The 21074-nt window shown below is 64.6% G+C and carries 17 protein-coding genes; 5 read left to right on the top strand and 12 right to left on the bottom strand.

The window, feature by feature from the left end; genetic code table 11:
* Positions 1-31 precede the first annotated feature (31 nt).
* The 7 genes from CP982_RS03100 to CP982_RS03070 all read right to left on the bottom strand — a co-directional run bounded on the left by CP982_RS03100 (position 32) and on the right by CP982_RS03070 (position 7367).
* Complete coding sequence (locus CP982_RS03100; RefSeq protein WP_260422693.1) at positions 32-1024, bottom strand: acetylserotonin O-methyltransferase; 993 nt, start codon at positions 1022-1024, stop codon at positions 32-34.
* 279 nt (positions 1025-1303) lie between these two features.
* Positions 1304-1666, bottom strand: a complete 363-nt coding sequence (locus tag CP982_RS03095; protein ID WP_150509038.1) for a VOC family protein — start codon at positions 1664-1666, stop codon at positions 1304-1306.
* Positions 1667-1701: 35 nt separating this feature from the next.
* Complete coding sequence (locus tag CP982_RS03090) at positions 1702-4116, bottom strand: ATP-dependent Clp protease ATP-binding subunit (protein WP_150509037.1); 2415 nt, start codon at positions 4114-4116, stop codon at positions 1702-1704.
* A 12-nt stretch (positions 4117-4128) separates the two neighbouring features.
* Entirely contained in the window at positions 4129-5346 is a 1218-nt protein-coding gene (locus tag CP982_RS03085) for an ABC1 kinase family protein (protein WP_170316337.1), read from the bottom strand.
* A 38-nt stretch (positions 5347-5384) separates the two neighbouring features.
* Positions 5385-6017, bottom strand: coding sequence for a hypothetical protein (locus tag CP982_RS03080; protein WP_150509035.1), 633 nt, complete (start codon positions 6015-6017; stop codon positions 5385-5387).
* Between the two features lie 110 nt (positions 6018-6127).
* On the bottom strand, positions 6128-6847 hold the full coding sequence (locus tag CP982_RS03075) for a DUF6073 family protein (protein WP_150509034.1): 720 nt from the start codon (positions 6845-6847) through the stop codon (positions 6128-6130).
* A gap of 79 nt (positions 6848-6926) precedes the next feature.
* Positions 6927-7367 carry a hypothetical protein gene (locus tag CP982_RS03070; RefSeq protein WP_150509033.1) on the bottom strand — a complete coding sequence of 147 codons (441 nt, stop codon included), beginning with the start codon at positions 7365-7367 and terminating at the stop codon, positions 6927-6929.
* Positions 7368-8151: 784 nt separating this feature from the next.
* On the opposite strand from CP982_RS03070, the gene CP982_RS03065 reads away from it, so the two are divergent.
* From CP982_RS03065 to asnB, 4 genes are all read left to right on the top strand, one after another.
* Positions 8152-8745 carry a flavin reductase family protein gene (locus CP982_RS03065; RefSeq protein ID WP_150509032.1) on the top strand — a complete coding sequence of 198 codons (594 nt, stop codon included), beginning with the start codon at positions 8152-8154 and terminating at the stop codon, positions 8743-8745.
* A gap of 261 nt (positions 8746-9006) precedes the next feature.
* Positions 9007-10236: a cytochrome P450 gene (locus CP982_RS03060; protein ID WP_150509031.1), complete on the top strand. Its 1230-nt coding sequence runs from the start codon at positions 9007-9009 to the stop codon at positions 10234-10236.
* 36 nt (positions 10237-10272) lie between these two features.
* Entirely contained in the window at positions 10273-10839 is a 567-nt protein-coding gene (locus tag CP982_RS03055; protein WP_150509030.1) for a carboxymuconolactone decarboxylase family protein, read from the top strand.
* Positions 10840-10912: 73 nt separating this feature from the next.
* On the top strand, positions 10913-12754 hold the full coding sequence (gene asnB / locus CP982_RS03050) for an asparagine synthase (glutamine-hydrolyzing) (RefSeq protein WP_150509029.1): 1842 nt from the start codon (positions 10913-10915) through the stop codon (positions 12752-12754).
* 3 nt (positions 12755-12757) lie between these two features.
* Here the strand turns inward: asnB and CP982_RS03045 are convergent, their stop codons facing one another.
* From CP982_RS03045 to CP982_RS03030, 4 genes are all read right to left on the bottom strand, one after another.
* Positions 12758-14095, bottom strand: a complete 1338-nt coding sequence (locus CP982_RS03045; RefSeq protein ID WP_170316336.1) for an FAD-dependent oxidoreductase — start codon at positions 14093-14095, stop codon at positions 12758-12760.
* Positions 14096-14126: 31 nt separating this feature from the next.
* Entirely contained in the window at positions 14127-15575 is a 1449-nt protein-coding gene (locus CP982_RS03040; protein WP_150509027.1) for an aminotransferase class V-fold PLP-dependent enzyme, read from the bottom strand.
* A gap of 217 nt (positions 15576-15792) precedes the next feature.
* Positions 15793-17277 (bottom strand): M1 family metallopeptidase, encoded by a 1485-nt coding sequence (locus tag CP982_RS03035; RefSeq protein WP_150509026.1) that lies wholly within the window; start codon positions 17275-17277, stop codon positions 15793-15795.
* 156 nt (positions 17278-17433) lie between these two features.
* Entirely contained in the window at positions 17434-18732 is a 1299-nt protein-coding gene (locus CP982_RS03030) for an aminotransferase class V-fold PLP-dependent enzyme (RefSeq protein ID WP_150509025.1), read from the bottom strand.
* Positions 18733-18860: 128 nt separating this feature from the next.
* Here CP982_RS03030 and CP982_RS03025 point away from each other — a divergent pair, with 128 nt between their 5' ends.
* Positions 18861-20204, top strand: a complete 1344-nt coding sequence (locus tag CP982_RS03025; protein ID WP_150509024.1) for an amidase family protein — start codon at positions 18861-18863, stop codon at positions 20202-20204.
* Positions 20205-20220: 16 nt separating this feature from the next.
* On the opposite strand, the gene CP982_RS03020 is transcribed toward CP982_RS03025, so the two are convergent.
* Positions 20221-20931, bottom strand: a complete 711-nt coding sequence (locus CP982_RS03020) for a winged helix-turn-helix transcriptional regulator (protein ID WP_150509023.1) — start codon at positions 20929-20931, stop codon at positions 20221-20223.
* Positions 20932-21074 lie beyond the last annotated feature (143 nt).

Below are 21074 nucleotides of genomic sequence, written 5' to 3'. Positions count from 1 at the left end.
TAGCCCCAAGTGCTACGAGTCTGCCGAGCATTCACAGAGCACCTGGCCGGCTGGACGTATCCGGCGTGCAGACGAGAATGCTCAGCGGGCTCGGTGTGGCGATGATCTCGTGGAGTTGGAGATCGGCGTGGCCGAGGAGCTCGCGGAATTCGTCGGCCGTGCGCTCTGCGCCGTTGAGGTTGATCAGCATGTTCAGGTCCTGGAACTTGCTGAGGTCGGGCTCGTTCGCGGGCCGGACCACACGCGTGATGATCAGTAGCCTCGCGCGGTCGACCATCGCGTCCCGGCAGATACGAAGCAGCCGCGTCGCGCGTTCGTCATCCCAATCGTGCAGAACGGACTTCATGATGTAGCAGTCGGCTCCGGTGGGGATCGTGGAGAACATGTCTCCCGCTATCGCCCGGCACCGGTGCCCCAACCCGTTCGCGACGAACTGGTCGCGGGCCTCGCGGGTCACCTCTGGTTGCTCGAAGAGGATGCCTTCGACGTGCGGGTACTTGTCGACGATCGCGGCCAGGAGGGTTCCCTGTCCGCCGGCGACGTCGACAACCGTGATGGCGTCCGAGAAGTCGTAGTTGTCGAGGATCGCGCGGACTTCGGCGGTGGAGAACGCGCTCATCGATGATTGGAACAAGGCACGCGCATCGGCGTTCGTGGCGAGGTACTCCCACATCGACATCCCGAAGACGTGCTCGAACGCCGGCTCGCCCGTTCTGACCGTGTGACTCAGGTTGCCGAGCGTGGGCCACTGAAGTTCCGAGCCGATCAGCCGCGCGATCGACTGCAACGATCCGGGGACGTCGGAGCGTAACAACTCGCCAGTAGGGGTGAGTTCGAAAGAACCGTCGTCACGCTCGTTGAACACTCCGATACCGGCCAGAGCCCGCAGAAGCCGGTGCATCGCTCGAGCATCGCACTGGGTGTGCTGGGCGAGGTCGGATGGTCGCTGCGGCGCCTCGTGCAAGTAGTCGGAAATCCTCAGGTCAGCAGCCACCGCGATGCATTGTGAAGCGTAACAACCCATCAGCAGCGCAAACATCTGCTGTCGCGGATGTGCGGCAGGAGCCGCTCGACCGCCCGCAGACGACGCCGAGGAGGATCGCTTGCGGTCACCAGGCTCTGAAGTCATGGGTGTTCCGATCACTGATCTGGTCGTCGCCACAGGCACACAGACAGTTCCGAGAACGAGCGGTTGCGCAACGCATCGTCCCCGTCATGACGGGCAACCCGTGCAGGACGAGCTGTCGACAGGGGGATGCACGCAACCGCATCGGTCTCGCTCGCCTGCCTTGGCACTGGTGAGTCAGGCGGAAGGCTGATCCCACAGGCCGATGGTGTTTCCGTCCGGGTCGGCGAACACTGCGATGTTGCCGAATCCGGGTAACTCGGTCGGCTCCATGACCCTCGACCCGCCCAGCTTCTCGGCCCGCTGCAGCGCGGCACCAAGATCAGAGGACTGGAAGTACACCCGGACACCGGCCTCGCCCATGGCCGGACCGATCCCGCCGACCACGGCTCCCTCGCCGGACTGGGTGTCGACGAGGGCGTATCCGCCCATGTCAGGTACTTCGTTGACGCTCCAGCCGAACATGTCGGCATAGAACGACTGGAGACGCCCGGCGTCCTCGGACGAGGTGATCTCGAAATATGCCAGTCGCTGGCCCATTCCGCGCTCCTCTCAGATCGATACTACTTCTTAAGTCAGTTTGAACTTACCTTATGGCCGTTCGGCCCGTCAACGGTTCGATCGGTAACTCGATCGGTAGGGGAGTGGTCGGGGTCGAGACCGCCGTTCGCCTCGACGGAGACCTTGCCGTCCGCGGCGAGTGAAGGGTCGCCATCGCATGGACTCAGCGGGGTCAGCGTGAGCTTGCCGGAGTCCGCGTCAGTGTCGATTCTGACGGTCTGGCCGGCTTCGACACGTTCGTTGAGCACCATCTCGGTCAGTGGATCCTCGATGTGGGCCTGGATCGCTCGACGCAGCTGTCGTGCACCCTCCGCCGGGTTGTGTCCGTAGTCCGCCAAGCGCTCGCGAGCGGCCGCGGTGACTTCGATCGAGATGTTGTTGGCGCCGAGTCGGTCGTCCAGGTCGTTCACCAGCAGTCCGACGATGGCCAAGATGTCGTCACGCGACAGCTCGGGGAAGACGATGATGTCGTCGAACCGGTTAAGGAATTCGGGTCGGAAGTGCTGTCTGAGCTCGGCGGACACCACATTCTTCTGATGCTCGTACCGATGGCTGCTGTCGCTCTCGCCGAAGCCGAGACGATCTCTGGCGAGGTCACGGGAGCCGAGGTTGGTGGTCAGGATGATGACCGTGTTCGTGAAGTCCACGCGCCGACCGGCCGAGTCCGTCAGCTGCCCGTCGTCGAGCACCTGTAGCAATGTGTCCAACACGTCGGTGTGTGCCTTTTCCACCTCGTCGAACAGCACGACCGAGAACGGCTTGCGACGGACACGTTCGGTCAGCTGCCCGCCCTCGTCGTGGCCCACGTATCCGGGCGGCGAACCGACGAGTCGGGAAGCCGTGTGGCTCTCGCCGAACTCGGACATGTCAAACCGAACCAGGTTGTCCTGGTCATCGAACAGGAACTCGGCCAACGCTTTGGCCAGCTCTGTCTTACCCACACCCGTGGGACCGGCGAAGACGAACGAGCCGGCTGGCCGGTGCGGGTCCCGAATTCCCGTGCGAGCGCGTTTGATCGCCTTGCTGACGGCCTGGATCGCCTCGTCCATGCCGACGACGCGCCGATGCAGCCGCTCCGCCATCTGTCCGAGCCTCTGCGACTCACCTCGGGACATCGTCGATACCGGGACACCAGTCTGTTGTGACACGACAGTTGCCACGTCGTCGGCCACCACAACGGTCGACGTCGGATCGAGCCGTAGTGCAACCTCCGCTGCGGCCTCGTCGATCAGGTCGATCGCCTTGTCGGGCAGGAACCGCGTGGGCAGATAGCGGCAAGACAAGTCGACGGCCGCCTGGAGCGCCGTATCAGCGATCGTCACCTGATGGTGCGCTTCGAACAGCGGCTTCAGTCCACTCAGGATGGCGACGGCGTGGGTGGGGGCGGGTTCGTTCACACTGATGCGCTGGAATCGTCGGTCGAGAGCCGAGTCCTTCTCAAGCGACTTGCGGTACTCGCCATGGGTGGTCGCTCCGATGAGCTTCATCTCGCCACGGCTGAGTAGGGGTTTGAGGATGTTCGCGGCATCGATCGATCCCTCCGCGGCACCCGCACCGACCAGCATGTGGACCTCATCGATGAACACAATGATGTCGCCGCGGCCCAGAACCTCCTTGAGGACGCCCTTGAGGCGTTCCTCGAAGTCGCCTCGGTAGCGCGAACCAGCGACCATCGATGCCAGGTCGATCGCGTAGAGCTGCTTGTCGGTGAGCGAGGGCGGAACCGCACGGTCAACGATGTTGCGAGCCAGCCCTTCCACGATGGCTGTCTTCCCCACGCCGGCGTCCCCGAGGAGCACGGGGTTGTTCTTCATGCGCCGCGAAAGCACTTGAGTCAGCCGTCGGATCTCGGCATCGCGGCCGATGACGGGGTCGAGTTTCCCTTCGGCGGCCTCGCGCGTGAGATTGACACCGAACTGATCCAGGAGCTGCGATCCCGCCGGCTTGAATGCCGTCGGCTCGACTGCCGTGGACGGGAGTTCAGTCGGTGCGTCCGTCGCCATCGCCTTCAGCAGTTCGGAACGAAGAGCTGCGGGGTCGAGTCCGAGGCTGAGCAGAATGTCGACGCTCAGGTTCCTTGACGTTTGGTCGAGGAGGGCGAGCAAGATGTGTGCGGGCTCGACCGTGGGGTCACCACGGTGCCCGGCCTGTCGAGTCGCGGCGCGGAGCACCTCGCTGGCCTGCGGGGTCGTGGGCAGCTTCGTTGCCGGACGAGGTTCGGATTCCCCGAGGATGAAGTGGACCCTCTCATGGAGAGTCTCCACGGAAGCCCCGTTGTCCCGGAGAACGCGTGCGGCCGCTCCTTGCGCGTGATCAGCCAGTCCGAGGAGCAGGTGTTCAGGGCCGACGTAGGGATGATTGAACCGTTGCGCGTGCCCTTCGGCCAAGCTGAGCACTTGGTCGGTGGCGTTGCTGAACTTGTCACGCATAGGTCCTCTCCGCTACAGATCGATAAGGCTGGACATGATGTAGGGAGCGGCCTCGATCTGGAAGTCCATGTGTGGCGCCAACTCATTGACGGTTCCCTCTAGGGCGATCAGGCAGAGCAACGGGAACATCATCTCGGGCTCGGCGTAGTAGCCGTTGCTCTGCTGGATCTGAAACAGCCGCGCAGCGAAGCGGGGCACCGAGAAGTGCGCGACATCGAGTTCCGCGGACTCTTCCACGAGCCGAACGACCTCCGCTTTGAACCGAACCAGGTTCTGATCGTGGTGGTCGATCCCTTTCGTCGTACTGAGCAGGATCTCCGCGCACTCCTGCCCGCGCCCGGTCACCATGCCGCCGAAGAAACGGGTGAAACGCTCACGAGAGAAGTCGCTGAGCACATGTGCGAACCCGACGTCGAGCAGAACGAGTCGCCCGTCCGGGAGCAGATATGCGTTTCCCTGGTGCAGGTCGATATGCACGAAACCATGCACGAAGACGAGGTCGTACATGGCGCGGACCAGCGTGATGATGCCCTCATCGCGCAGGCTCGGCGCCGCCGTAGCAAACGTCTTCCGGTCCAGGCCGTCGACGAACTCCATGGCGAGCAGTTCGGAGTTGGAGTATTCGTCGACTGGTGCTGGAACGACGATGTGGTCTTCGTTCTTGAGGACTCCCCGAAACTGGGTCAGCATGATGCGTTCGCGGTCCAGGTCAAGCTGATTGAGCACGGCGGAGCACAGATCGTCGACGATGGCGACGACCGGACTGGAGCGCATCCACGGTGTCATCGCGCACAGCCGCGCGAACGAACGCAACATGGCCGTGTCGATGGGCACTGTCTCGGCCGCATCGGGCCGCCGTATCTTCAACGCCAGGGGAGCGCCTGAATCGGGCTCCCACCGGTACACGCAAGCGATCGATCCGCTTGCCACGGGCCCCTTCGCCACTGCCGAATACGCACTCGCCGGCCACGGCAGGTGTGAACGTTCGAGCACTGCGAGCGCATCAGTGCCGCTCATCGCAGCAACGTCGTCCTGGAGTCGCGACAGCCGATGTGCGAGTCGTGGACCGATGAGGTCCGACCGGGTGGCCAACAGCTGGCCCGCCTTGATGTAGGCGCCTCCGAGTGACTCAACAGCTCGAACGAGGGAATCAGCGGCCGCATCCCCGGCCCGTCTCGGATGCACGAGCGCGGCACCGGCAACTCGTGCCGCTGCGGTGGCCACAGACACGAGTCGAACCGTGGCACGCGCGGCGTCTCGGCCGCGCTTCATACCGATCCCGTGCCGAAGAGTTGTCGATGGGCTTCGTTCAAGAGGGGAACGGCGTCCTCGACGCCGGGATGCCGCGTCAACGCGATCACCGGGGTGACTCGTTCGAAGACCGTCGGCTTCTTGACGTCTGCTCGATCAACCCGAAGGCGCACGGGCATGCCGTGATCGGCTTCGCTACCGAACTCCAAGACCCGCCAGGTACGTTCGAGCACGTCGTTCCGGTGCACCAGCCGAGCCACCGGTGTCGACTGATCGTCGACAAGGAACTCGGTGACGGTCACGTCGGCCGCTCGATACGTCAACTCGGTCGATGCACCGAGAGACGTCGCCCGCGTCGACTCATCTGATGCCACCTCGACACAGGCCTTGGGAATCAGACTGGGGCAGATCGTGCGCATGAGGTCCAGATAGCTGATGTCGGTCAGCGGAAGGCAGTCGAACATCTGCGGCCGGTCGATGTCTTTGGGGGCGCGCATCGTCGGAATGAAGGTGTGGATGCGGCAGCCCCCGGGCCGCGTCAGGTCTTCCCAGATCGCTACTACCGTACGGCTCAGGGGCTGAGGGGCGTCGATTCGCACCGCGGTGAGGAACCGGTGGTCGACCGCGGCGCGAGCGAAGGTGTATCGCATCGCGCGATGACCTATCGAGGAGGAAACTCCGAATGTATATGCCGTGAGCGGGCCCGCGTCGAGATTGACGCAGGCCCGTCCACAGTCATTCACCGCCGGTCGCTCCTGGCTCAGGCGATGATGGTTGAGAACTCGACCGGGCTGGTCGCGTTCTTCACCGGGATGTGGTGCAGCAGGGCACCGATCTCGAGGTCCGCCGCCAACAGCGTCCCGACCTGACGATCGCCGTCGTACAGCGCGTACGACGTCGACGTCCGGGACACGTCACCGATCGGCGGAACCATGTTGACGCGCGACTCTACGTCGACGCGGACGCCGCCCGTGTTGATGATCGCGCCGAGGTTCTCGATGTCGAACTGCGGGTACAGCGCGGTCACGCAGTTCTTCATCGGGGTGATCTCGGGGTCCACGGGCCCGGGGACGAGGTTCGGCGACACAGTGGCGCCTTCGCTCCTGGTCGGGGTGTTGGTCACCCTGACCTGCCCGAACACGTCGCTCTCGCCGACGACCTGCAGCGAAAGGAACTGCGCGCCGATGGTTGCCGTGCGCCACGTCAGCTCGGTCTCGCCCTCGGCGCCGATCCGCGGCTCATGCCGACGGTAGACACCGATGCCATGCAGGTCGACCAGGTCCTCGCCGAGCCCGTCGATCGAAACGTGGATGCGCTCGCGGACGGTGAAGGCCTCGAGTGCGGCCGGACCCAGGGTGTAGGGACGGATGGTGTAGAGGTCGCCGCCCCACGCGAGATTGTGTCCCTTGACTACTTCGGCATTGTGCAGCGCCGAACCATCGGCGCCCTTGACAGCCGCGCCCTCGCGCAGCTCGTTCATGAGGCTCATCAGATCCTCCGGTTGAAAGTCTTCGCGGACTGGTTGAACCTGTTGTGTTTTGTCTTGGGCCGAGCCTGGATCAAGACTTGTTCGACAGCGACTGCATCAAGCCCTCCAGGGCGTCGATGACGTACGCGAAGTCGATGATCCGCTCTGGCAGTTTTGTCGCGCTCGCGGTCCGGTCCTCAAGCTCGACCTCGAGTACGTCGATGAGACGCTCGAGGTTGTTGTGCGAGATGGTCACCGGGAAGTAGCGGAGCTGATCCGCGTACTTCGGGTCGGCCATCGGAGGGCCCGGTTCGATGCCGCGGTCAGGTCCGTAGGCGGCACGCCAGGCTTCCTGGACGGCCCTCTCGTAGGTGAGGAAGGAACCTCGGAAGTAGGGCAACCAGATCGCGCGGAGATCCCGTGCCGACATTCGGCCCCTGACGAATTCAGTGGCCGCGGGCACTACCTTGGACCGGTACTCCTCGAGCAGCGCCGTGGTGTCGAGATCGTGAGGAGCGACGAGGTCGGTCATGGCGGTTCCTTCCGCGAGTCGTCGGGCGGGCTATGGCGCCATCGGAGCGGTGCACCACTGTGACCGCTCAGGACTGTCGGTGACGTGTAGTCGGGTGTGCTTGTCGCACGGGAAGCGACCCTTGGCTCCGAGACCAGGGGGTGGGTTCTGGAGTGGGTCGAGGGCCGGGGCGCGCTGGTCTGCCGTCGCCCGGTGGCCTGTGCGAGCTGCGGGAACGGCCTGCGATCCGGCCGGCGTGTTCTTCCGCCTGCGACGCACGCTCGACGGCGCCAACCGATGGCCGCTGCCGCGCTCCTACCCGTCCACTGCCCGCAAACACAGCCCCGATCCCCTCGGCCCTCCGCGACCTCTTCGCCGACAACCCCTCGCCACCCCGCCCACCGCACGCACGTCATCAAGTGACCTGAGCAGCTGCACACCACTCACTAGATCACTGTTTTTTTCTGTAGTCAATAGGGAACCGCTCACGAAATGTGTGGTGACTTGCGGGCGTTCGCTGGGCCGGTGGGAGACGATCAAGCGGTTGGTCCACTCGTTTGATGATGCGAGATCGCCTCATCCCGGGCCGCGGCCTGGGCGCGCGGCCGCTGGATCACCGAGAACCGTGCGTGGTCGCAAGGTTCTTGCGGCCCGGTAACCGAGGCGATCGCGGAGCACTCCAGGGCTCTGAGGGTTCTTCGAGGTTGCTGAATGTTTCGATGAGCCCATCAGGGCCCGCTCGAGGGTTTCGAAGCCCGTACAAAATCGATAGAACATACCGTAGCGACCTGAGGGGAGGCTTACGTTGCGTTCATTCCAGCACCGTCTCGCCGCAGGCACCGTGTCGGCCATCGAACCACGTCCTCGGGCTGCTGGCCTGCCGGAATCACTACTGGACCGCGAGCCGCGAGGGGCACCCACCGCAGGGGTCGACCCGGCGACCTTCACCCGTACGCTCAGCTATTTCGTCACCGGACTGACCATCGTGACCGGGGTGACACGGATGGGCCCCGTCGGTATGACGTGTCAGGCGTTCTGCTCGGTATCGCTCGATCCGCCGCTGGTCTTGTTCTGTGCGCGAAATGGCTCCACAACTGGTCAGGTGGTAAGTGAGCTGGGCGCGTACAGCGTGAACCTGCTGGGCAAGGACCAGCAGTGGATCGCAGAACGCATGGCCACCATCGATGCCAACGGGGATCGGTTCAAGGGCATCGACTGGCGACCGAGCGAGCTCACGGGATGCCCGGTCCTCGCCGGCGCGATCGCCCACATCGACTGCGAGGTGCGCGACGTCCATCCCGCCGGCGATCACAGCGTCTATGTCGGGCAGGTCATCGGCGCGGGAACCAGCGAAGCCGACGTTCAGCCCCTGACCTACTACCGCGGCACCTACGGGTAGGGCGAAGCCCATGCGTCGCCGATCGCGATCCGGTCCCGAGCTGCTCGTCGGTTTCCTGATGCCGCGCTCCTCCGCGTTGCCCCCGCTACGCGGTGCTGGCCACTCGGGCGGGTTGACCCGGCCAGGGAGCCGCACTACGGTTTCGGTATCTAAATATGTAGCTATCTATGGTCGAGCAACTTCAGATGGCCCTGGCGGCCTGCGCGCGACGGGGTGCGGGGTCAGGGCGGTTGGAGTTCCGGCAGAGCTCGGAGTGCGCAGATGACCAACATCGCCGAGTCCACCCAGCAGCGGTTCGGTGAGATGAGCGCGCTGTTCGCCGACCCGTACCCGCTGTACCGTCACCTTCGTGACGAGGAGCCAGTCAAGTTCTCGCCCGAACTCAATGCCTGGGTGGTCAGCCGATACAACGACATCAAGGCAGTGTGCGGTGACCCGGAGACGTTCTCGTCACGGGGGCTGACGCATCCCTTTGACGATCCGCATCCTGCGGTCGCTGAAGTGCTGGCGACGGGCTACCCGATGGTGCCGATCGCGATCAGTACTGATGGCGAGGCGCATGCACGATTCCGCCACCCGTACGTGCAGGCCATGGCCCAGACCCGGACCAAGGAATTCAGTTCGGCAGTCGACTGCGTCGTCGACAGACACCTGGACCGCATCGTTCCGTTGGGAAAGTGCGATGTGATCGCGGATCTGGCCCGGCCCGTCACCGTCGAGGTCATCCTGCGCTTCATGGGCATCTCGGCAGAGCACATCGAAGACGCGTCCCGGTGGAGCAGGGACCTCGTGTCGTTCCTGTTCGCGCCCGCCGAGCTGGATGAACGCCTGCGGCAAGCGCGCAATCTGGTGGCGTTCCAACACTTCATTGCCGACGAGATCGAGGAGCGTCGGGCTCGGCCCACATCCGACGTCATCAGCGTCATGGTCCACGAGCAGCTCCCCGACGCCGAACCCCTGTCGATGAACGAGATCGTCAGCGCTCTGTGCGGGCTGGTCATGGCAGGGCACAAGACGACCATCGACACCGTGGGCAACGGTTTGGCCGTCCTCCTGGCGGAGCCCGCCCGTTGGGCACAGCTGTGTGCCGACCCGTCGACCATCGAGACTGTCGTCGAAGAGATCCTGCGTTACGACGCCCCTCTGCAGGGCCTGTGGCGGACGACGACCCGGGACACCACCCTCAGTGGCGTATCGATACCGGCCGGCTGCAGGCTGTTCATCCTCTTCGGCTCCGGCAACCGTGATGCAGAGGCGTTCGACTCTCCTGACCAGGTGCGCATCGACCGCATGCCCAATCGGCATCTGTCCTTCGGGCACGGCGCGCACTTCTGCATCGGGGCGCCGCTGGCGAGGGCTGAGGTGCAAAAGCTCCTCGCGCGCCTGGCGGAACGGCTCCCGAATCTGTCGCTCTCACCAGAGTTCACCGGCGAGCGTCACACGCCCGTCCTCGGGTTCCACGGATACACCCAGTTGCCAGTCGAATGGTAATGACCACCTTTCTGCCCACAAGGCTAGGAGCAAGTCATGCCACACATCACCGTTGACGCCCGGATGCCCGGCATCTTCGGGCTGTTCAACTACCGCCCCGAAACCGCCAAGCCACTCCTTGAGTTCTGCGAGGCACTGCTGCGCGACGAAAACTCCCTCTCACGCGGCGAGCGTGAGCTGATCGCGGGGCACGTGTCCAACCTCAATGCCAGCCCGTTCTGTGCCAACGGGCACTTCGCGATCGCGGCAGCCCAGCTGAACAACGGCGAGGCCATCGTGGATGGCGTCAGGTCACGATCAACCGACACTGCGATCAGCCCGAAGATGAAGGCGTTGCTCGACATCGCGACAAAAGTGACCGCTGACGGCAAGACCGTCGAGGACTCAGACGTCGCCAAGGCACGCGAGGCCGGGGCCGCGGAGCGCGACGTGCATGACGCAGTCCTCATCGCTGCCGCCTTCGCCATGTTCAACCGCTATGTCGACGGACTGAATGCCGTGGTACCTGAGGACCCGAACTTCTACAGGTCCATGGCCGCGGGACTCATCAGCCAGGGGTACGTGGCCGGCGTCCACTCCAAGACCGAGCGCCAGCCGTCCTAGCGCCAACCCCTTCGTGCGCCGTGCCGACCATGTGTGGTGGTGCGATCGAACGGATCAGAGTGGGAGATCATCGATGTGCGGAATTGCCGGCTGGGTCTCGTTCGATTCAGCTTTCGATGACCGGTCGGCCGATGCCATCGAGTCCATGACAGCGACCATGTCGCGCCGTGGCCCGGATGCGACCGGAACCTTCGTTCGCGAGAACGTCGCCCTCGGCCACCGGCGCCTGGCCGTGATAGATCCGGCGGGTGGCCGCCAGCCGATGGTGGCAACCGAGTCCGGTCATGAAGTCGCGCTCGTCTACAGCGGTGAGATGTACAACTACACCGAGCTGCGGGCCGAACTCAAGGCGCGTGGTCGCAGGTTCGAGACGAGAAGCGATACCGAAGTCCTGCTCCTGGGCTATCTGGAGTGGGGTGAGTCGATCGTCGAACGACTCAACGGGATGTTCGCGTTCGCGATCTGGGACCAGCGGCAAGAGCGGTTGTTCCTCGCACGGGACCGCTTCGGCATCAAGCCCCTGTATGTCTACCGCATACCCTCGGGGATCGTCTTCGGGTCCGAGCCGAAGGCGATCCTCGCCCATCCGCTGGCTGACCGCACGGTCACCGTCGATGGCCTGCGTGAACTGTTCGCGATGACCGGTCAGCCCGGCTGGTCGTTGTGGCGCGACATGGACCAGGTTCGGCCGGGCACGACGCTCACAGTCGAGCGCACTGGCATTGCCCCGTACACCTACTGGAGCCTGCAGACCCGGCAACATACCGACGACATACCGACTACGGTCCAGCGTGTGCGCGGACTGCTCGACGACATCGTCGAACGGCAGCTCGTCTCGGACGTCCCCCTGTGCGTACTGCTGTCCGGCGGTCTGGACTCGAGCACCCTCACCGGTCTCGCCGCTGCGACCGACGCAGCGAAGCGCCAGGCGCTCCGGACCTTCTCCGTCGACTTCGAGGACCAGGAGAAGACGTTCGTACCCGATGAGATCCGCGATACACCGGACGCGCCGTTCGTCCGGGAGGTCATCGAACTCGTCAAGACCAACCATCACCGCGTCGCTCTCGACCAGAGTGCCCTTTCGAGGCCAAGCGTGCGCCGTGCCGTCGTCGGCGCCCGTGATATTCCCGCCGGGCTCGGCGACATGGACAATTCGCTGTATCTGCTCTTCCGTGCGATTCGCGAGCAGTCCACCGTTGCCCTTTCAGGGGAGTCCGCGGATGAGATCTTCGGGGGATACATCTGGTTCCATCACCCGGGGTCGGTCAACGCGGACAACTTCCCCTGGCTGGCATTCCGCAGCGCCTTCACGGCCGACCGGTTCGCCTTGCTGAACCACGACCTGCGGGCGAAGCTGGAGCTTGATGATTTCATCGCCGACCAGTACGCCGTCTCCCGCAAGGCAGTGGAACACCTTCCCGGAGACGACGACCGCGAGAAGCGGATGCGGCTCATCAGCCACCAACACCTCACCCGATTCCTTCCCATGCTGCTCGATCGCAAGGACCGCGCCTCCATGGCCGTCGGGCTGGAAGTCCGCGTTCCGTACTGCGACCATCGGCTGGTCGACTACGTCTACAACACGCCGTGGTCGTTCAAGACCTTTGACGGCCGCGAGAAGAGCCTGCTGCGCGAGGCCTGCGGGGCCTTGGTGCCCCAGGCGGTTCGCGATCGTGTGAAGAGCCCCTACCCGACGAGTCAGGACCCCAGGTACGCCGCAAGCCTCGCCGGCCAGCTATCCGAGATCCTTGCGCACCCTGACCACCCCGTCTTCGCGATCGTCGATCGGCAGTGGGCGCAGGCGGCAACCGAGATCCCACCGGACAAGATGCCCGGCGACGTCCGAGCGGGACTGGACCGGATACTGGATGTGTATCACTGGCTCGACATGTACTCGCCCGACTTGTTGGTGTAGATCTCATCGAGGTGTGATCGGCTTGTAGCTCAGCAGGGGCCCTCGCCTGGAATAGCGCACCGTTCTCGCGAGAGCCGACGGGCTCAGCAGCGATGTGGGGTGTTTCACCATGTTCGCCACGTCCCACAGGCTCGTCGCGATGGTCGAGTCGTGTTGGCCGGCCACCACGCATTTGGTGACGTACCGATTGATCATCTTCGTCGGCCAGGGTCGGTGGCCGCGGGTCTCGGGATAGATGAAATCGGCTCCGGTAGCCGTCGCCCATGCCGGCGACACCGCGCGTGCGGACAATCGGTAGAACGTGCGGGCGAACTCCGGGTCCATGACATCGGACCGCGCCAAGGCCTCCCGCAGTGCCACAACCTGAACTGCGGCAGACGTCATGCCCTGCCCATACAGGGCGTTGAGGCTGCATACGGAATCGCCGACGCACACGAAGCCGCTCGGGTGGGCCGCGAGACGGTGGAACATCCGCCACTCGCTGCCCGGCAGCCGGTAGCGAACCGCCGCACCGATGGGCCGTTCGTCTTCGATGATGGACGCAATTTTGGCGGTGGGCAGGGTCTGGGCCCAGCTGAGATACCCGGCCAGGTCGGTCGGCGCGCCCTCGCCGTGCAGCCCGGCGAGGGTGATGATCCACCTGTCACCCTCGATCGGCATCGCTGTGCCGAATCGCTTCTTGGCTTTCGGATCGCTGATGACGAAGTATCCGGCGGCGCCATCGGTCCGCACACTCGTCGACCGATGGAAGACACGGGTCGTGTACCGCACGTCGGATTGGACCAGCTGCATCTCGGGGCTGGGGTATCCGATCTCGGTCAGCCAGTGGTCGGCCCTTGACCGCCGCCCGGTGCAGTCCACGACGAGTTCGGCTTTGATCTCCGTTGATGTGCCTGACGGGTCGCGGACGCAGACCCCAGTGACGGCACCGCCGTTGCTGATCAGATCGACCGTTTCACCGGTGCGGAATTCGACGACCCCGTTGCCCTCGACGTGCTCGCGCACCAGGCACTCCAACAGCGGACGTGAGCACGAGATGATGGGGGCCGCGTCAGGCACCGCCGCACGGTAGCCCCTGTGCTGCCACCACCACACCCGATCCATGGGCATCACGACCGCACCATGTCGAATCAGTTCGTCTGTGATGCCGGGGAACAGCGTGTTGAGGATCTGCTCACCGCGGCGCAAGAGCGTATGAGGGTGCCTCGCCTGCGGGACGCCGCGCCGGACACTGCTGCTCGCAGTGTCCAAGTCGTCACGATCGATCACGACGACCTCATCGAATTCGACCGAGAGCACCTGCCCTGTCAGCAGGCCGGCGATGCTGCCGCCGATCACCACGGCTCTCTGCAATGTGACCCCGCCTTCAGTCTCAGCAACGCTCACGAGGAGGCAGACCGGCGAGACTCCCGGTGGTCTGGATGAAGTTCTGCCAACTCAGCATGAAGGAGTCAAAACGGGATAGGTCATGGAAGTTGGAGACCGGCCCGAGCGAGATTCTCAGCGCACCGCCGGTCTGAATGCCGACCTCGTGCCGGTAGTGATCGACCGAGTAGGGGCCGTTGCTGAGCCGACCGGCTCGCAGCAGGTCGGCTGTATCGAGGCCGAACGCGGCCTCTCCGACGCCGGGATTGCAGAAGCAGCCGGTCCTCAACGCTATCTTCATCTCGACCGATCGACTCTCGACGAGGCGTTCGTCGACGACGTGACCGTTGCTGTCCAGGATGTTGAACGCGATGGTGGGTCCCCTTTCGACCATGTCGCTGGGGCCGTAGACCACGCACATCGGCATGCCGTTGTCGTGCTTCAGTTCGGTGATTCGATTCAGCGTGTACTGCAGCAGACTCGTCATGCGTGCCCGCGCCGGAGCCCGTTTGAGGACGTTCGTGACATAGTCGATGCCGATGCCGACACCGACGGCGCCGAGGAAGTTCGGCGTCCCGTCTTCGAACCCCTCCGCTCCTGGCGCGAGCGCGTGCCAGCCTCCCATCGCGCTGGACGCGATCACGGTGCCGCCCGAGAACCAAGGGCGCCGCAAATCGGCCAGCGCCTCTTTCCTCGCGACGAGGCAGCCGATTCCGGTTGGCCAGCCGAAGATCTTGTAGAACGATATCGGCACGAAGTCGGGCTTATGCTTGGCCAAGTCGAGGTCCTGCGACAGTACTAGGGCCGCGGCGTCGAGCAGTACCTTCCAGCCGTGGGCGTGAGCCACGTCTATCCAGTCGAGCGCATGGCGGATCCCGGAGAAGTTGCTCTGGGCCGGGTAGGCGAAGAGCGATGGGCCGTCTATACCGCTCGCAAGCATTCGGGTCGTCTCGTCAACATCGGCTCTCAAGTCCGAGCCGAGCCGTACGGTCGTCGTCTCAGCGCCCATCCGCTCGGCGTACTCGCGAATGCCGAGTACGGAGTTGTGGTTGTCCTGGAGAAGACCGAGCCGGGATGACGCGGCGAAGGGGAACGATTCGGCTACTAACCGAATCGCGGCCGAAGCGTTCGCGCAGAACACGACGGTGTATTCGTCGGGTGACCCGTTCAAGAAGTCGAGCACATTCTGCCGTGCCGCTGTGATCGCTTCCGTCGAGCGCTGCGAGGGCAGGTTCATCGAGTGCGGATTGCCCCAGATGCCGTCGCAGACGAAGTCGCGGTATCTGTCCAACTGGTACCGGCCAGGAAGCGCACTGCCGGTGTAGTCCAGGTACACCTGGTCGAGACGATCCAGTTGTGAGAAGTCCCGGGCACGCACCTCGTCGAGATGATCCGCGGCAGCGTACTGCCTGTAATGGATCGCGAAGTCCGCGAATTTCGGCTCGATGGCCGGCATGACGAGCTCCTCTCGGATCTAGTTGGCTCGGCACACAGTCGCAGGCATTCAATACATAATTGTTAAGCTATCTGTCATCGTGGTGGATTGTCAAGATCGGAAACAGCTGGCCTCCACCTTCCGGTCGGCCTTGGACGGTGACGTGCGGGTGAATTGCGGCGGGCTCATGGCATCTTCCGAACGAGTCGCGCCTACCTCACCGTCATGAGCCCTGCTCTCACCGGGAAGGGCCCGCCGGCCTTGGTGACTGAGGGTCTCCGGTGCGGCGGATGAAGCGAAGCGAAGGCGGTTCGAGGTCGGCGGGGGTGAGTACTCCCGGGGGTGGGTCGGGGCGCCGGCGCGCGAACAGCCAGGGCTGCATGATCGCGACAGTGTCGGCCTTGCTGACTGCGGCGGCCGTAGCGAGGAACTGCGACAGCGATCCGTGGTGGTGGCGGTGGTCGGCACACCACGTGCGCAGACAACTGATGAACGCGTCGTCGCCGATCGACCGGCGAAGAACATGGGTTGCCATCGCTCCGCGTTCATAGACCTGGGTCGACAGGAGGTGGGCTGGTGATGGGTCGCCGGGTGGGATCCGCCAGTAGTCAGGGTTGGCGGCCCGAAGGTGATAGAAGCTGCTGAACAGCTCGTCTGTGGTGCCCTCGCCGTTGTGCTCCGACCACATCCATGACAGATAGGTGGCCATGCCCTCGCTGATCCAGATGTCATTCCAGGTCGAGAGGCTCACTGAATTGCCGAACCAGTGATGAGCCATCTCGTGCGCCACGACGTACGAGTCGAGGCTCCGGCGGAAGAAGTGGTCGCCGTAGATCGGATGGGTCTGGGTCTCCAGCGCATGGGGGCCGGCCATCCGTGTCACCACTCCGCCGATGGCGTCGAACGGGTAGGGGCCGAGGAGGGTCACGAGCCATGCGCACACTGTCGGCGTGGTTTCGATGGAGGCCCGGGCCGACGGTGCGGAGTCGTTGACCCCGTCGCCGTAGGCGGACACCCATTGCACGCCGTGATCGTCGAGGGTGTCGAGCTCGATCCGCATCCTGTCGACCACCAGCGAGTAGAGGTAAGAGGCTACGGGTTCGGCTGTCACCCACCGGAAGCGATGCACGCGTGAGGTGTGTGAGTGCTCGACGAGACGGCCTGGAGCAACGGCGACGAACCCGCGTGGCACGGTGATCGTGAGGTCGTAGGTCGCCTTGCGTGACGGGTGGTCATTGGTAGGGAACCAGAACGCTGCCGCGTGTGGTTCCCTCGCGGCGAGCGCGCCCAAGGGTGTGTTCAGCCAGGACCGCTCGCCTCGGATTTCCACCTCTCCGGGCAAGCCCGCGTAAGTGATGTCGATCTGGTGACTTCCGGCACTGAGACCAGTGTCGGGTTCGAGGACGAGCTTCCCGGGGACCACCCTGGGGGCCAGCGTGGAGCCGTCGATGGCCACCGCCTGGGTCGGTAGTCCGAAGTCGAGCGCGATCGCCGGTACGTCGGCACTGACGGCAATGTCCAGGCGTGCTACTCCGCGCAGCATGCCACTGGTGAGGTCGAAATCGACCTCGAGTGTGTGGTGGGTGATGGTGAACAAGTCAGATCCGTCGACCGGGAAGTAGGGGTCTCCCACGCCGGCCAGGTCCGAGGCGGCCAGTACTGAAGAGTTGGCGTGGTGGGCCGCCTCGGCCAGCACCTTGTCCACTTCTGTCCGGTCAGTCATGGCCGAGGTCCCTCGATCGTGGCGGTCTGTGCCTCTGTGCCCCGGCAAGTACCACGGCCGGAGATCTTGTGACGTGATGTCGCGGTCTTCACCGGCACCCCTTGGCCACCCCCCACTCACCGCACGCAGTGGCGCGCGGTCAACAGGCCTGAGCAGTCACAGCCTTGAGACCGCGTTGACCGCGTTGTCGACGTCGGCTTCGGAGTTCTCGATGGTGGCGGCGAGCCGGGCGTATGACCTCGGGTACGGAGTGGTGGCCGATCGGATGTGCCGTGTCGCCAGCCCGGCCACGACTTCACGGGGGTCGAGCCCGTGGACCTCGAAGCACACGATGCCTGCACTCATCTGCTCCGGCAGGGGGGTGATCAGGCGAACTCGGGGGAGAGCGGCGAGCCCTTCCCGGAGCCGCGTGTTCAGGCTGAGTACGCGTCGGCAGATCTCGGTCTTCCCGATGCTTGTCAGGAAGTCGATCGCCGCGGGAACGGCGTACAGGTACTCGTAGGCGACAAAGCCGCCGGGGGAGACGAACGAGGCTCGTGTCGGCGGCAGGTGTCCTCGGCTGACCCAGGTCCCGAACACGTCCGCGTCGAGTTCGAAGGTGGGAATCGTCGGTTCGACATACCGCCAGCTGGCATTTTCACCCCAGATGAAGCCTGTGCCCCGGGGGCCATGCAGCCATTTGTGGATTCCCGACGCGAAGAAGTCCACGCCCAACCCGTCGAGCGGCTCATCGAGGACCCCGCAGCCGTGCACGCCGTCGACCACGATCAACGGGTTCGGGCGCGCCCCGTACCAGGAGCGGATCGCAGCTGCCGCCTTGCGTAGGGGCATCCGCACGCCGCTGCCGGAGTACACCCAGCTCAATCCGATGACGCGGGTGCGAGCGGTGAGCGCGCCGGTCACGCGATCGACCAGTTCGTCCGCTGTCACCGCCGCACCGTCCTCGTACAGCGACACGAATCGCACGGCGGCACCGCACTTTTCGGCCTTGCGCCGGGCTGCCTCGTGATGAGAGTAGTGGTCGTGCTCGGAGAGCAGGATCTCATCGCCCGGGTGGAGTTGCAGGCCGGCGTACAGCACGCCCAATCCGGCCGTCGTGCTCTGAACGAGCGCGAATTCGTCCGGCTTGGCCCCCACGTAACCGGCGACCGCGGACTTCACCTGGAAGATCATGTTCGCTTCGCCTGGTTCCAGTGCGGCGAGTTCGGCCCACTCCGGTCGTGCGTCGATGCGACGGGCCAGGTCTGCGATCGCCTCGCGAACCGGTTTTGGATGCGAGGACAACATGAACGAGGTGAAGTCGGCCCAGCCCGGTTGGAGATTGAAGTTCGCCCGCACCTCCGCCCAATCGATGTCATCGGTTGGGGCTTCCCCTCGATGATCGGTTGGGCGGTCAGAGGTTGACTCCGATGATGCCGTGCTCTCCCGCATCGTGAGGTCGGTGTGCTTCTGCATAGGCAGATCGCTCCATCCGCGGGCACGAGGCTTGGTAGGTCACTATATCTTCGATATAGTGGCATGCTGGCGGTTCGCCTGCAAGACATGGGTCGCAGCGGCCTGTCCCACGCAGGAGGGAGCTAGGAGTGAGTGACCAGCCGACCGACCCGAGCGCAGGCACGTCTACTGCCGAGCGGGCGCAGATTGCTTCAGCTGCGGATGTCCGCCGACACGTCACCCGTCTTGACGCGGCTCTGGGGTTCATGGCGACGACGCTGCCGCCCGTGCGACCCCGGTCGGCAGCGCCTTTCGCAGGCGAGCCGCTGCTGGTCAAGGACCTTGACCTCAAGCTGGCCGGTGCGCCGTTGTGGCGCGGGAACCACGCTTTGCACGAGCACGGCGCCGTCTCGCGCCATGACGACGCTCTGGGACGGCGTCTGCGGGAGTTCGGGTTCGACATCGTCGGGCGGACCAAGTCCGCCGAATTCGGGCTGGCGGTGACTACCGAGCCGCTTGCCTACGGTCCGGTACGCAATCCGTGGGATCACGACCGCAGCGCCGGAGGGTCATCCGGCGGCTCAGCGTGCGCGGTGGCGGCAAGGGCGGTGCGGGTGGCCCATGGGACGGACTTGGGTGGGTCTCTACGCATTCCGGCGGCGCATTGTGGAGTCTTCGCATTGAAGCCCGGTCTCGTCCGGCCTGCGACGACGCCGACGTTCGCGGCTTGGAACCAGCACGGGTTCCTGGCTAGCAAGGTCTGTGACCTGCGCCGAATGCTCTCGGTGTTGGGCCGCGACGAGACGTCTGACGCCAGCCGTTTCGGTACGACCGGTCCGACTCGGCGAGTCCGAGTCGGTGTACTCGCATCCGCTGTGAGTTCCGCGGTCGAACTCGGCGGCGGCACCGTCGAGGCTGTCGAGCGGGTGGCGGACAAGCTCAGCGACCTGGGGCATGATGTGCTCCCGGCTCACCCCGGAGCTCTTGAGCAGTTCGATCAGTTCACGATGAAGACCACTCCTATGCTTGCCGGTTGGCTGGCGAAGGAGGTGTCTGACGCGGCGAACGATCTCGGCCGACCGCTGACCGAAACCGATATGGAGCCCGGAACCGCCCAGATGCTGGCCATGGCAGCCCTGGCGACGCCCGAAGCCGTCAGCGATACGACGAAGTGGCTGCGCCGGCTTGTCACGGATCTCACGGCATGGTGGGACCAGTTCGACATCCTGTTGAGTCCCACGGTGCCCATTCAGGCACCGCGGCTCGGGTGGATGAGCGATCCCGCCACTGCGATGCGTCGCACCTTCGGGATGATGCAGTACACCGCGATGTTCAACGCGAGCGGACATCCGGCCGTCAACGTTCCCTACGTTGGGCCGGGAGGCCTGCCGTGCGGAGCGCAGCTCGTCGGGACGCACGGATCCGAGGCGCACCTACTGGACCTTGCCGAACAGCTGATCCCCGGAGAGGCGCCGACGCCGCCGCTCTCATAACCGCGAAGGCATGAGGCTAGGGCGCCGCCTCAACCAGGCCCTTGTCCGTCGGCGGCTTGTCCTCGTCCGTGTTGAGACTGAGGCCCAGAAGTCTCAGACAGCGCGACAGCGCCATCGAGTCGCCGCTGATCGACATCTTCCCGGACAGCACCGCGTCGAGCGGGCTGATCTGTTCGGTCCCGACCCGGATGAACGTTTCAGGATCGGAGGCGACGACCAGCGCCGACTCCGACGGGGCGGACCCTTCAACGACGGTGGCGGTGCCGTTCTCGCACAACACGAAGAAGGCCTGGTCCCCGATGTGGAACTCATAGGCTTCATCAGCCTCTGGTGCGGGCCCGGCCGCAACCATCGCCTCCACCGCCAGCACGCCCCACTCGGCACGCACCAGATCAGCGGGCTGATACGAGGTGATGTGCGACAGGCCCCATGAAGCCAAGCCGAGGATGACTGGCTTGAGTGCCTTACCGCTTTCGGTCAGCCGGTACTCGACTCCACGGCCGTCGCCAGGAACGGGCTCCCTTTCGACCAATCCCTCATCGGTCAGCATTTGCAGGCGCGAGGCGAGGAGGTTCGGTCCGATGCCGACCAGGGTCTCTCCGAGGAGCTGGTTGTACCGCTTCGGCCCGGTGACCAAGTCACGAATGATGAGCAGGGTCCAGCGCTCCCCGACGATGTCGAGCGCTGCCGCGACAGCACACATCTGCTGGTATCGCTTCGTTCCCATATAGCCTCACCTCCGTGCAGTTCAGCGCCAGGCTACAGTGTACTCACAGGACGTTAGGTCTGTTTCTGGTAGTGGTCTGGTCCGAGGCGGGTGCGAAAGCCTCGGCGGTGTGAGGCACCCGAGGCGGCTGCGGGTGATGCGGG

The organism is Streptomyces spectabilis (assembly GCF_008704795.1).
Lineage (GTDB): Bacteria > Actinomycetota > Actinomycetes > Streptomycetales > Streptomycetaceae > Streptomyces > Streptomyces spectabilis.
Note: the sequence above shows the minus strand (reverse complement) of the source record. Positions and strands in the feature narration are given on the sequence as shown.